General features: G+C 51.9%; 13 protein-coding genes. 1 reads left to right on the forward strand and 12 read right to left on the reverse strand.

What is annotated here, in order from left to right:
* Positions 1-10: 10 nt before the first annotated feature.
* Positions 11-631 (reverse strand): MBL fold metallo-hydrolase, encoded by a 621-nt coding sequence (locus A6395_RS02455; protein WP_071397736.1) that lies wholly within the window; start codon positions 629-631, stop codon positions 11-13.
* A 157-nt stretch (positions 632-788) separates the two neighbouring features.
* Here A6395_RS02455 and A6395_RS02460 point away from each other — a divergent pair, with 157 nt between their 5' ends.
* Positions 789-968, forward strand: a complete 180-nt coding sequence (locus A6395_RS02460; protein WP_016510376.1) for a DUF2759 domain-containing protein — start codon at positions 789-791, stop codon at positions 966-968.
* Between the two features lie 90 nt (positions 969-1,058).
* Here A6395_RS02460 and A6395_RS02465 read toward each other — a convergent pair whose 3' ends face one another.
* The 11 genes from A6395_RS02465 to A6395_RS02515 form a co-directional block, all read right to left on the reverse strand.
* Positions 1,059-2,972 (reverse strand): LTA synthase family protein, encoded by a 1,914-nt coding sequence (locus tag A6395_RS02465; protein WP_084812909.1) that lies wholly within the window; start codon positions 2,970-2,972, stop codon positions 1,059-1,061.
* 223 nt (positions 2,973-3,195) lie between these two features.
* Positions 3,196-4,158, reverse strand: coding sequence for an ROK family glucokinase (locus tag A6395_RS02470; RefSeq protein WP_286203270.1), 963 nt, complete (start codon positions 4,156-4,158; stop codon positions 3,196-3,198).
* A 93-nt stretch (positions 4,159-4,251) separates the two neighbouring features.
* The gene (locus A6395_RS02475) at positions 4,252-4,446 is read right to left on the reverse strand and encodes a YqgQ family protein (RefSeq protein WP_070327032.1); all 195 of its coding nucleotides are present in this window, start codon (positions 4,444-4,446) and stop codon (positions 4,252-4,254) included.
* Between the two features lie 2 nt (positions 4,447-4,448).
* Positions 4,449-5,465, reverse strand: a complete 1,017-nt coding sequence (locus A6395_RS02480; protein WP_071397737.1) for a M42 family metallopeptidase — start codon at positions 5,463-5,465, stop codon at positions 4,449-4,451.
* A 15-nt stretch (positions 5,466-5,480) separates the two neighbouring features.
* The gene (locus A6395_RS02485; protein ID WP_071397738.1) at positions 5,481-6,539 is read right to left on the reverse strand and encodes a rhomboid family intramembrane serine protease; all 1,059 of its coding nucleotides are present in this window, start codon (positions 6,537-6,539) and stop codon (positions 5,481-5,483) included.
* A 149-nt stretch (positions 6,540-6,688) separates the two neighbouring features.
* Positions 6,689-7,645, reverse strand: a complete 957-nt coding sequence (locus A6395_RS02490; protein ID WP_071397739.1) for an L-lactate dehydrogenase — start codon at positions 7,643-7,645, stop codon at positions 6,689-6,691.
* A gap of 169 nt (positions 7,646-7,814) precedes the next feature.
* On the reverse strand, positions 7,815-8,585 hold the full coding sequence (locus tag A6395_RS02495) for a DUF92 domain-containing protein (RefSeq protein ID WP_071397740.1): 771 nt from the start codon (positions 8,583-8,585) through the stop codon (positions 7,815-7,817).
* Positions 8,564-9,118 (reverse strand): 5-formyltetrahydrofolate cyclo-ligase, encoded by a 555-nt coding sequence (locus A6395_RS02500; protein WP_071397741.1) that lies wholly within the window; start codon positions 9,116-9,118, stop codon positions 8,564-8,566. Before A6395_RS02500 ends, A6395_RS02495 begins: the two co-directional genes overlap by 22 nt.
* 56 nt (positions 9,119-9,174) lie before the next feature.
* Positions 9,175-9,339: a 50S ribosomal protein L33 gene (rpmG, locus tag A6395_RS02505; protein WP_016510885.1), complete on the reverse strand. Its 165-nt coding sequence runs from the start codon at positions 9,337-9,339 to the stop codon at positions 9,175-9,177.
* 84 nt (positions 9,340-9,423) lie between these two features.
* Positions 9,424-11,625, reverse strand: a complete 2,202-nt coding sequence (locus A6395_RS02510) for a 1,4-alpha-glucan branching protein domain-containing protein (RefSeq protein ID WP_071397742.1) — start codon at positions 11,623-11,625, stop codon at positions 9,424-9,426.
* Positions 11,626-11,637: 12 nt separating this feature from the next.
* The coding region (locus A6395_RS02515) for a DUF4912 domain-containing protein (protein WP_071397745.1) at positions 11,638-12,360 on the reverse strand (723 nt) is incomplete at its 5' end.

Raw genomic sequence — 12,360 nt, forward strand, 5'->3', positions numbered from 1 at the left:
TTTTTTATGTTTACCGCTCAAAAAATGGATTTGAACGAATTTCAGCTTCGAGTGTCGTCTTCGGTCCGTGACCTGAATAGAGCACCGTCTCGGCCGGCAATAATTGACGCATCCGATCGATCGATCCGAGGAGCGTCGACTGGTCGCCACCGAATAGATCGGTCCGGCCGACCGATTGTTTGAAGATCAAGTCCCCGCAAAAGGCAACACGTTCGCTCGGGATGTGCAATGTGACACTCCCCGGAGAATGGCCCGGCGTGTGATGCAACTCGATTGTAAACGCACCAATCTCTAGCTTCTTACCTTGATAAGTTCGTTCGGCCGGTCGCATCGATGAGTGCGGCAGATGGAACTTTGCCGCCCCGTTCTTTTCGCCGTCGGCGAGCCATGACCGCTCGGCTTCATGAACATAGACCGGCACCGGATAGCGATCGCGCAGTACATCGATGCCGCCGATATGGTCAAAGTGGGCATGCGTCAATAAAATGGCGTTCAATCCGCCGAAACGTTCCACCGCCTCAAAGAATTTCGGGTCGTCCGTGCCCGGGTCGACGATAACGACCGTTCCATCTTGTTCGAGCACGTATCCGTTCTCTTGGGCAAGGCCCGATGTGATTTTTACAATATTCATCCAGAACACCTCCACAACCATTCTAAACGATATTGTGGCAAAATTGTAGCGGTGGCAACCTTTGCTCGACAGCGTGTGTTATTTCGGATAAAATAATAGTGATATTTCAGTGAAATTTTTATGAATTTCATGACGTATAATAAAGGGGGAACTCGTCATGCATTTGTATGAGCCATTTGGATGGATTTCACTCATCGTAGCACTCGTTGCACTTTGGGGGATGGCCCGTTCATTCAAAAAACGCCAATTCTTTCCACTTGCGTTTGCCGGAATCACCGTGCTCGTCTTTGGATTCTTTGGCGTCGCAACATTGATTTTCGGTGGAATCCCAGGTTAATGTTGACTTACCACGAAGACGACTGCGGTCGTCTTTTTTTATTTCACAAAAAAGCGCTGACGTTTAACGGTCAGCGCTAGCTCTTGATTATTAGTCGGTTTGTTCTTTAAAGCGAAGCAAATCCGAATAGATCAAGTCATCGTTCATTTGCAGGATTTTTTCGGCTTCTTCCGTGACCGGTCCGCAAAGTGTCGTATCTTCAACCGCTTCTCCAGTCGTCGCATCGTAACACATCGATTGCGTCCACACGTAATCTTCCGTGACGACCGTGCCGTCTCGGAAGATGGCGCGACTATTGCGGTTTTCCGCGAACAAGTCATTCCCGAACCCGACCAAGTCCGACGTATCGATGCCGAGCAAGTGCAGGAGCGTCGGCTTCATGTCGATATGACTTCCGATCGTCTCATGGACTTCACCTGCTTTTTGGCCCGGCAAATGGATGGCGAACGGCACTTGCTGAAGTTTCGCCACATCGTACGGCGTCAGTTCTTCTTTGCCGAGTAGTTCAGCTAACGCGTTGTTATGGTTTGTCGAAATGCCGTAATGATCACCGTACACGACGAAAATCGTATCTTCCCACATCCCGTTCTGTTTCAGTTGGTCGATGAATAGGCCAAGCGCATAGTCTTGGTAAGCGAGCGCTTGCGGGAAGTTGTTAAGCGTCGTCGAGCTCGTCTCGAATTTCGGTACGAGCTCGTAATCCTCGCTCGGCATCGTATACGGGAAATGGTTCGTGAGCGTGATGAACTTCGCATAAAACGGCTGCGGAAGTTCCTCGAGCATCGGGATCGATTGTTCAAAGAAGCTATCGTCCAACAAGCCCCACTCTGTCATATCCTCAGGATTCCCAAGGTCGTAGCTCTTCTCATCAAAGAACATGTCGACACCGGTATTCTTATACATCAAGTCACGGTTCCAAAACGATTTGTTGTTCGCGTGGAACACGGCCGAATAATAGTTGTCTTCTTTGATCAGTTCAGGAAGAGCTTGGTACTCATTATCGGCGTTCGTAAAGTAAACGGCACCACGCGGCAAGCCATACAGTGAATTATCGAGGGCGAATTCGGCGTCTGACGTTTTCCCTTGCCCGACCGTATGGTAATAGTTTGGCCAGTAATGGGACTCTTCGATCAACTTGTTCAAGTTCGGCGTGATATATTCGCCGTTCGCGGCTTTCATATTGTGTGTGAAGTTTTGTGTCGACTCGAGCGAGATGACGATCACATTTTTGCCTTTATATTTTCCGAACAAGTCCGGATTCGGCGCCGCATAGTTTTGGCGCGTATACTTTTCAATCTTGGCTAGCTCCGACCCATCGGCCATTGCTTTCTGCGCGGACGTCTTCGTTTGAAGCATCGCGTCATAGACGTGGAAGTTGAACGTCCCGATGTTTTTGACGAGCAGCTCACGGTCGAACGAACGCGTCAATAGTTCAGGACGTTCCGTCTCAGCAAGCGACAAGTTGAACAAGAACACGGCGACAGCTGCCACGAACGTGATGAGCGCACGTCGGTGAGACGCGGCGGTTTGCAACATATTGATCTTCCATAGTACGAACGGCAAGACGAGCACGTCCCCAAGAATGATCAAGTCTTTCCATTCAAGCAGTGACGTGAAAGAAGTAGACAACGTCTCCATGTTCGACGGTTGCAAAATGACAGGCATCGTCAAGTAGTCCGTAAACTCGCGGTAATAGACAGCGTCCGCGAACAATAGGAACGAGGCGACCGCATAAAGGGTGTACAGCACCCACTTTTGCTTATTTCCTTTAAAGAAGAAACTAAAAGCAAACAAGAACAAAGTTGAGCTGATCGGACTGATCAACAAGATGAACGCTTGAGCTGTGTTTTCAATCGGGATGTTAAAGAAAAATTGGTAAACTACGTACGTCTTCGTCCAAAGTAATAAACTAAATATCCAAAATAACCGATACTCTTGAAACGAAGCGCGGACCGTTTCATTCAGTCGCATAGTCAGCTTCGATAAGCTTTGAGATGACTTCATCTGACGGCCTCCTCCTCTTTTCAGTTTTAAGACGTCCTCAAGCAGGATGCGCCATGAATAAGTTCAATTACATATAGCTGGCTTGTTATCTATTTCACTAACGGTAACAGTCCAGTATCAAGTCCAAATCTTACCCCTTTTTTAACAAAAAATCAACCATACCTTTACAATTCCCTTTGTACGTCAAAAGCACACATGCGAGATCGCATGTGTGCTTTATAGGTTAGACTCTAGTCGGCAAAAAATGTTTTCGTGCCAGCCAAGCGCAGCCGATGACCCCGGCATCATTCTCAAGTTCGGCAATTTTGAACGTCGTCGACGTATATACCCGTTCAAGGGCAAACCGCTTAAATTGTTCATCGAGCGGCTCGAGCAAAGCTTGTCTCGCTTTTGAGACGCCGCCGCCGATCACGATCATTTTAGGGTTCAACGTGTTGGCGATGTTTGAAATCGTCAACCCGAGATATTCCGTCATCTCTTCGACGACTTCTGTCGCGACCTCATCTTTCGCTTTATAGGCCTCAAACACATCGCGAGCCGTCACTTCACCTAACTCGTTCAATGACGTCGTTCTCCCTTTACGCTTTTGTAAGGCGAGACGGGCGATACCGGTTGCTGAGGCGATCGTCTCGATGCAGCCGGTGCGCCCACATCCACACATGACCGCTTTCGCCTCGTCGCGCTCGACCGTGATATGCCCGATCTCACCAGCCATGCCGGACGCCCCATGGACGATGTTACCGTTTGTGATGACACCGCCGCCGACACCCGTACCGAGTGTGATCGCGAGTAGTTCAGACGCACCTTCACCGGCGCCTTTCCACATCTCACCGAGCGCGGCCGCGTTTGCGTCATTCTCGAGCACGGCCGGCAATCCGACTGCTTTCTCGAATTCGCCGACGAGCTCAAAGTTCTTCCACCCGATGTTCGGCGAGTATTCGACGACACCTTCTGAGAAGTTGATGAAGCCTGGAGCTCCGATTCCCGCACCCGCGAAATCTTGCTTCGCTTTTCCAGATTGCTGAAGGTACGCTTCAAACGAGGCGGCGATATCAGTCGGGATATGTACCCCATTATCACGGATGTCCGTCTTGATCTCCCACTTGTCTGAAATGATCCCGTTCATGTCCAGGACGGCCATTTTCACCGTCGTCCCACCGATGTCGATTCCTAATAACCACTTCATGCATTCCACTCCTCGTCTCAAATAAATCGCTTTCATCCAATAGTCTACACTATAAAACCTCTTGTGCAAACATTTGCACAAGAGGTTTTTCTGTCAATCTATTGAATTTTTTAGTTCATGCGTCAAAATAATTTTCGCCGTGTCATACTCGCGCTGTTCGATCATCCCACCAGCGTTCAATTCGTCTAACTCCATCATCATGAGACCGATCTCGGCGTCACGCTCTCCGATGTAAATAATCGTGCCAAACGATTTTAAAAACTGTTGCACGTCATAAAAGTTTCTCATTATTATTCCCCCATCGCGGTCAATACGTAGCGATACAGCAACGCTCGTGTCGCCTCGAGCGATGTTCGGTGCGTCCGCTCATAGCTGTGGCTCGACTCGATCCCAGGACCAATGAGCGCATGTCGTACGTCGTAACCAGCCGAGATTGCAGCCGATGCGTCCGAACCGTAGAACGGATAAATATCGACTTTGAACGGAATGTCGTGGTCGCGGCAAAGCTTCGTGAACTGACGACGCAACTCGAGATCGTACGGCCCTGAAGAATCTTTGGCACAGATCGATACCGTGTACTCGTCCGAGTGTTGCCCGTCCCCGAGCGCGCCCATATCGACTGCGATGTACTCGTCGACTTCGTCCGGGATCCCGGCGTTCCCGCCAAAGCCGACCTCTTCATAGTTCGAAATTAAATAATAGACCGTATGCGGCAAGTCAGCTTTGACCAAGTCACGCGCCAAATCGAGCAGGATGGCGACCGACGCCTTGTCGTCAAGATGACGCGATTTAATATAACCCGTCTCCGTCTGTTTGAAACGGGGATCGAACGAGACGAAGTCCCCGACTTCGATTCCTAACGCTCGGACGTCGTCCGCCGTATGAACGTCGGCATCGAGACGTACTTCAATGTTCGCCGCCGTCCGCTCGGCACTGTTCGTGTCTTTATAGACGTGCACACTCGATTGATGGACGAGGATCGTCCCGTCCACCGCCTCGCCCGCTTCGCGATGGACGAGACAGTTCTCACCTTCAATCGCGGTCCAGGCGTAACCGCCGACTTGTGTCAGCCGCAAGCGTCCGCTCGGCAACACTTCCTTCACCATCGCACCGAGCGTATCGACGTGGGCGGTCAAAAGACGGGCCGGCCCGCTTTGTCCAGGAAACTTGGCCAACAATGCACCTTTTCTCAACCGGCTCGTCTCAACCCCTAGATCCGTGAGCTCACGTTCGACGTAACTGACTGCTTCGTGCGTCATTCCAGAAGGACTCGGAATCTCCACTAATCGTTTTAACGTATCAATCATGTTGTTACTCCTTTGTCATCGATGATATCCGAGCCAGTATAGTGTCCCGGTCAATAAAACTGCCAGCGCCGTGAACAACAGGCGCCATTTTTTTGTCGTCTCGTCAGGTAATCCGACCACGCCCGCCATCAAAAATCCACCGATGAGGCCCCCGGCATGGGCCGAATGGTCCAAGCTGGCACCGAGGACGAAGGCGAGCCCTACGTTTAATCCTAACATAATAAACAGCGGTGGGCCGAGCGTCTTCATGAACAGCGAGCGGTCACGCAGTCCGAAATAGAGCAGTGCGCCGACGAGACCGAACAATGCGCCGGACGCCCCGGCCGAGATCGCCTCACTGAACGCGTAGGAAGCGGTCGACGCGATGACGCCCGCCAACAGATAGATCGTCAAGAATCTCGGTGACCCATACATGCGTTCGACGAGCGGGCCGAGCGACCAGAGCGCGAACATGTTGATCGCAAAATGAAACCAGCCGATATGAAGGAACATCGGTGTGACGAGGCGCCACCATTCGCCTTCGTCGATGAGCGGATTGACTTTGGCGCCGAATCGGATGAGCGTGTTCGGATCGAGCGTCGAGCCGAGTGATTCGGCGAGCCACATGACGACAAACGTCAACATCATGAGCGCATAGACGAATTTAGGTTCACCGAATGAGAATCGCTTCTTCAGCTCGGCTTTCCGCTGTTTATCGAGTGCGAGCGCGAGCGGCCGAAACCGGGCCTCATCTTGGTCATCGCCACACGCATGCCTATCGAGTCTCACCTTGGCCGCGATTTGAAACGACAACGTCTCAAGTCGCTCCTCATCGACGAGCGCGTCGCCATATATATGGACATGAAGCTTCGCACGCCCGAGTCGTGCGAGTCGGAACGAGCTCATGACCGCCTCGATCTCGATCGCGACATGGTTCGCCCACGCCTTATCTGTCTTTATGTACAGGTGATAGAGGTCTCCAGCTTTCGTGTCGAACAATAGCAGCGCGCGCGAAGGCTCGAGTATCCCTTCGACCCGACCGCCCGCCTCGACCGCATGGTAAATGTCTTCCCAAAAACATCCCGGTTGCGTCAACTGAATCCCCTCCTTTCCTTCTGTCTTAATTGTAATCCAATTCGATCGTGACGACAAAAGTTGGCGCTTTCTGAATCTGTCCGGTGCCCGTGGCAACGCATCAAAAAACGTAGCCGGCATACACCGACTACGTCTATATCGCGAATATATTATAAGACAGGTTGCATCGTTTTCAACAACACGTCTGCCGAATGGAGCATCTTCTGTTTCTCTTCGTCTGACAACTCGATTTCGACGACTTGACGCACGCCTTGGCGGTTGATGATTGCCGGCACACCGATATGAATATCGTTCAAGCCGTACTCTCCATCCAAGTAGGCACCGACCGTGAGCAATGTGTTCTCGTTACGTAGCACTGCTTTGACGAGACGAAGCAAGCCGAGACCGATCGCATAGTACGTCGCGCCTTTACGTTCGATGATGTGATACGCAGCGTCACGAACGTTGACGTAGATGTCTTCAAGGTCTTCCCATGTATACTCGTCGTTCTCTTCGAGTAGCTGTTCGACCGATTTGCCGTAAATCCGGGCGTTACTCCATGCCGCGAACTCGGTGTCGCCATGCTCACCCATGATGTAAGCGTGGCAGTTGCGCGGATCGACGTTGAAGTAATCACCTAGCATGTAGCGGAGGCGTGACGTATCGAGTACAGTCCCTGATCCGAAGACGCGATGTTTCGGAAGACCCGAGTATTTCCAAGCCAAGTGTGTCATGATATCGACCGGGTTTGACGCGACGATGATAATACCGTCGAAGCCAGAGGCCATGATGTCAGTGATCATCGCTTTCATGATTTTCGCGTTTTTCTCAACGAGGTCGAGACGTGTCTCACCTGGTTTTTGAGGAGCGCCGGCCGTGATGACGACGATATCTGCAGCACCGCAGTCCGTGTAATCTCCAGCCCAGACGCGCATCGGTGACGAGGCGAACGAGACGCCGTGGTTCAAGTCCATCGCTTCGCCTTCTGCTTTCGCCTTGTTGATGTCGATGATGACGAGTTCTTCACATAGGCTCGCTGTCGTCAATTGATACGCGAAGCTTGCACCGACCGCTCCGGCCCCGACGAGAGCGACTCGTGTTACTTTTGCATGATTTAATGTTTCCATGTTGTTTTTCCACCCTTCAAACAATCTGTTTCATGTTTTTGTTTTGTCTGTTACACCTAGATTGTAACATCATTCACAAACAGTCAATACAAGAGAAACCGTTTTCAGTTTGGCAATATTGTGACAAAATTCACAATCGTTTGAAACATCCTCATTTTCTGTACTACCCTTATGCGAATGCAAGAAAACCAATAGCTGCCGCGGAGGCGATCGCCAAGAAATTGACGGCGTCGTTGCCGAGAAAGCGCCATCCAGATACATAGTCGGTCGCTTCGCCGTGATGCAGCTTTTTCTCCGTCAGTTTTTGGCACGTCCGACAGCGATACTTCCGTTGTACGGTCGCACCGAGCAACGTATCGACGACGCTGCCGCTCAGACCGAGCGCAATCAATAGAAATAGCGTGCCCATCGTTATATTTAAGAACGGGAGCGATGCCAAGACGATGGTCGTCGCACCGGCGACAGACATGAGCGTACCGAACGGTGACACCCCACCGCTCGTCCCCGGTTCAACTTCACGCAATGTCAAAATAGAGCGCGGTCGGCGCGATGCGAGAACGCCGAACTCGGACCCCCACGTGTCACTCGTCGCCGCCGCGATTGAAACGACGTAAGCGAATAGCCACGCCTCGTTCGAAGTCATCGCCATTCCGACGGCGGTGAGCATGGCGATCCCTCCGTTCGCAAGCACTTGCACGAAGTCACGCGGTCCGGATTTTTCGACGATGTCATCGACCGACGTTTTGTCGCGGGCGCGATATTTTGAAGCGAGCGAGGACGTCGAAAAGAACACACCGAGCAAGTACAGCCCGAACCAGCCAAAACCAAACCCGATGACCGTCCCTGTCACGATCGTCAAGATCGCCCCAGAGAACGTCAACGACCGGAGACGATATCCGGCCAGTGCAACTAGACAAGTTACGAGGACGATTGAGAGCATCGAATCATTTCCCTTTCTGTCACGATCAGTTCGACAGGTATGTCGTGTGGTTCGATCGGTATTTCGTCGAGCACTTGTACGTCGTAGGCGAGCGCGATTGTCGCACCGCGATATGTCGCTAAGAAACGGTCGTAATAACCCCCGCCCCAACCGATCCGATATCCAGAACGGTCAAAGACACGGCCTGGGACGATACAGACATCGATGTCGAGGTCGGTTTCCGCGGTCGTCGGCTCGAGAATACCCATTACCCCCGGCTCGAGGTCGCTGAACGTCCTGATTTCGTGGAACGTGAGCCCCTGTTTCGTTACTTTCGGCACCAACACCGATTTTCCTGCTTTTAAAGCTGTATCGATGAGCGGACGCGTATTCACTTCAAGGTCGAGTGACAGTGTGAGTGCGACCGTATACGCTTGTTGCCACTCAGGGAGCGACGCCACGGTATGTAGGATCGCTTCATCACGCCCGTCACGATCGGTGAGCACGCGAATATTCACATGAACCGCTTTTCGGAGCTCTTGTTTAGCTGTCATTTGTTATTCCTCCTATCGAAAAAAAAGGCCGCCACATGAGTGACGGCCGGTCTCAATTATTTCACTTCGCGGTAAAGCGTGTGACGACGGAGACGTGGGTTGTATTTGCGCAATTCGAGGCGCTCTGGGTTGTTACGTTTGTTTTTCTTCGTGATGTACGTGCGATCGCCTGTTTCTGTGCAAGCTAGTGTGATTTTAACGCGCATATCTTTCACTCCCATCTTACTAATGTTGTATCAAGTGCTTTTGCTTTACAGTCTAAGCATACTCAATTATCCTACCAAGTTTTTTTTGAAAAAGCAAGGTTATTTCACGTTCTTTTTCAAACGTTTCTGCCCGTACGGTGACGCGTCGAGCGGTAGGCACGTTTTTACGTTATCGCCGATCACATACCGCGTCGCGAGCTCCTCGATCGAGAGCTGTTCACCGACATAAACCGTATCAGCTTCCGAGAGGACGCCGTTCTCAATGCGATGGATCGCATCGAACAGGCCACCGTGCCCGTGCGGGTTGCGGGTCGTTTCAAATGACAACATAGTTGAGTATAACGGAACATCTAGTGACTTCGCAAGTGAACGTGCCGCTGGAATCGTCATCCAATCAAAATGATGGACCGCTTTGAAGTTGACCATCGTCTGTAACTGTTGGACGAGTTTCACGTAGGCGACGTTCTGAGCAGCGATTTGGTTCATGACATGCTCTAGAAACGGACTCGTGAGTGGGACCCGGTACACGTGCACGCGATTGTGACGCTCGTATTCAGGCAATCCTTCACTGTGCGGCGTGAGGACGTAAACGGTCTCCCCGTCAGCTGCTCGTGCCTCGACTTCAGCGACGACGCGGTGACCGAGGTCGCCCACGATATTGCCTGTATATTCTGGCGTGAGGACGAGAATGACCTCACCTTCTTCGCCACGCTCCTGCGTCACATAATAGTCGTGTGGAGATAGGAACGTATCGATATCAATGTCCACGTCGTCTAAGAACGGATAGACCATGTAGTGCTCGTCTAGCAAGCGATCCGATAGCTTGCCTTCGTAGAGCGCCGTCTCGAGTTCGGCAAACAGACGGGTATGTTCGCGGAAACGTTCGGCGGCGTATTGCGCCGTCGTCTGGCCGTCCAAGATAAACGCCCAATCGCTCGAGACTGAGAGCACATAATGACGAATGAGCTGTCTCAAAGCCCGGTCGGCGAGTGGCGAGGTGTTCCGATAGTCGGCTACGTCTTTGACGAGTTGCGTCTCCATCGTGTGCAAATGTCTGAGCATCCATTCGTTGCGTTCGTTGATCCACACATCGCCGTAACCTTTCCGGCCCCACGTGTTCATCGAAACTTGTACTGTTTGCAGGTCTTGGAAATGACGCTCGAGGAAGAGTGCCGGCGTGATCGTCTCAATCCCGTATGCCTCTAGTCGCTCTGCGACTTGCCCTAAAAATTCAGGGCCCTCAAACCACCAATGGCCGAACAGTTCGGCGTCAAACGGTGCCGTGACGAGGAACGGCGGGAACGTTTGTCCACCGTGCGCTTCTAAATGCGCCGCGAGCGTCTCGGCGAAATCGGTCGCGTGATTATCGATTTGATGTTCGGCCCATCCGCGGACGTAAAAGTCTTTTTCGTCGCTGTCGCCCGTGATGCGATGCATCTTCAGACCTGTGTCGAAGCGGATGCCCTCTGGATGCATGAACGCTTGAATGTATTCCCAGTCCCGGTCGTAGGCGAGATCGCGATAAAACTCGCGATAGTCCGGATGCCCCGGATAACCGATCATCGAACTCCAAATCTTCCCGGAGATGATTTGATCACGTGGGAATAAAGCGACTCCGTGCGGCGAATAGACAGGCGCACCGATGCCTTTGTCCGGCGTCGGGTCGGCTTCGAGCAACGCGTGCTCATCGACGAACGTGTAGCGAATCCCTTCCTCATAGAGGATGCGGTCGACTCCTGGCGTATACGCACATTCCGGTAACCAAATGCCGGTCGGACGGAAGCCGTAATGCCGCTCGAAGCAGTTCAATCCAGTCCGAATCTCGGCCCGTGCCGCCTGATCGGTGAACAGATGCGGGTTGAAACCGTGTGTCGCCGTACATGTGACCATATCGATGAAGCCTTGCTCACGATATGTACGGAACGCATGGTTCAAATTTTTCTCCCAATGGAGGAACGTGTTCTTCAAGTCTTGATAACGGCGTTCGTAAAAATGAAGCGTCTCGACTTCTTGTTCGCTCCGACCCTCAGCCAGTTCGATTGAGATCAGTTCAAGCATCTCATCTAAATGCCCGAGATAGCGATCTTGGACGAGTGGGTCGGCGAGCATTTCGATGACGGGCGGAGAGATACTGACCGTCCAATGCAGGGGCCGTTGAAGTCGATCGACTTGCCACAGAATCGGGATGTATGTCTCGGAGATGGCTTCATATACCCAGCGTTCTTCTAGCCGGTGTTTCTCTTCATGCCTCACGTACGGAAGATGGGCATGTAGGACGAGTGAAAAATAACCTGGTTTCATAGTGTGTCCTCCTCAGCGTACGCAGCGGTATGCAGAATATTTTGGTAACGTATCGAGTAGTTCTGGTGACTCGACTTCACCGAATTGCCAACGTCTGACCGGCTCGGCAAAACGTCCGACTCCTGCCGGTTCGTTCCGCGGCGTATCAATCGGCATCGAGGCGACGAGCGGAAGAAATTCGCCTTCCATCGTCCGAATCCCGAATTCGAAGACGTACGTCGTGTTCGGGTCGAGCGGACGGACGAACCAGCTGTTCGTCATTTCCGGCAACTCGAACGTATAAGACCGGTTCGCATGACCAGATGTGTAATCGAGCAGGGTGATGTCTAAGATGCGGAACGCCTTCGGCAAATCTTCCCACGGGCGCATGAACTGCATCGTCAGCGTCTCTTTCACAGCGTCTGACACTTCCCAAAAAACATAGACCGCGTTCGGGGATTGAACGACCGCGTGCATGAGGTCGACATCGTAGCGGTCTGGAAGCTTCCAAAAACCGTCTGGACCTGTTTCAAGGAGCGGTGACTGCTTCGGCTCTTCGTGATGGAGTGTCGAGGCGACCTGCCCCACTGTTGGAGCTTCTTTCTCGTTTCGTTTCATTCTATCCTTCCCTTCATTAGAAGATTTTTTAGGAGCGGTTGTCGGCTTGGTGACCTCACCGTTCTGGGAACGCCATTTACGCCATGCGTACTGGACTTTTCCGACTGGCATGTCTAATTGTTCTGCAATCTGTTTTAA

The organism is Exiguobacterium sp. SH31 (assembly GCF_001816105.1).
Lineage (GTDB): Bacteria > Bacillota > Bacilli > Exiguobacteriales > Exiguobacteriaceae > Exiguobacterium > Exiguobacterium aurantiacum_A.

Excerpts from the sequence above, each read along its gene's own strand:
- A6395_RS02490 (WP_071397739.1), bottom strand. The coding sequence starts at position 7,645 with ATGGAAACATTAAATCATGCAAAAGTAACACGAGTCGCTCTCGTCGGG.
- A6395_RS02460 (WP_016510376.1), top strand. The coding sequence starts at position 789 with ATGCATTTGTATGAGCCATTTGGATGGATTTCACTCATCGTAGCACTC.
- rpmG (WP_016510885.1), bottom strand. The coding sequence starts at position 9,339 with ATGGGAGTGAAAGATATGCGCGTTAAAATCACACTAGCTTGCACAGAA.
- A6395_RS02470 (WP_286203270.1), bottom strand. The coding sequence starts at position 4,158 with ATGAAGTGGTTATTAGGAATCGACATCGGTGGGACGACGGTGAAAATG.
- A6395_RS02500 (WP_071397741.1), bottom strand. The coding sequence starts at position 9,118 with ATGACAGCTAAACAAGAGCTCCGAAAAGCGGTTCATGTGAATATTCGC.
- A6395_RS02475 (WP_070327032.1), bottom strand. The coding sequence starts at position 4,446 with ATGAGAAACTTTTATGACGTGCAACAGTTTTTAAAATCGTTTGGCACG.
- A6395_RS02455 (WP_071397736.1), bottom strand. The coding sequence starts at position 631 with ATGAATATTGTAAAAATCACATCGGGCCTTGCCCAAGAGAACGGATAC.
- A6395_RS02480 (WP_071397737.1), bottom strand. The coding sequence starts at position 5,465 with ATGATTGATACGTTAAAACGATTAGTGGAGATTCCGAGTCCTTCTGGA.
- A6395_RS02510 (WP_071397742.1), bottom strand. The coding sequence starts at position 11,625 with ATGAAACCAGGTTATTTTTCACTCGTCCTACATGCCCATCTTCCGTAC.
- A6395_RS02495 (WP_071397740.1), bottom strand. The coding sequence starts at position 8,585 with ATGCTCTCAATCGTCCTCGTAACTTGTCTAGTTGCACTGGCCGGATAT.
- A6395_RS02465 (WP_084812909.1), bottom strand. The coding sequence starts at position 2,972 with ATGAAGTCATCTCAAAGCTTATCGAAGCTGACTATGCGACTGAATGAA.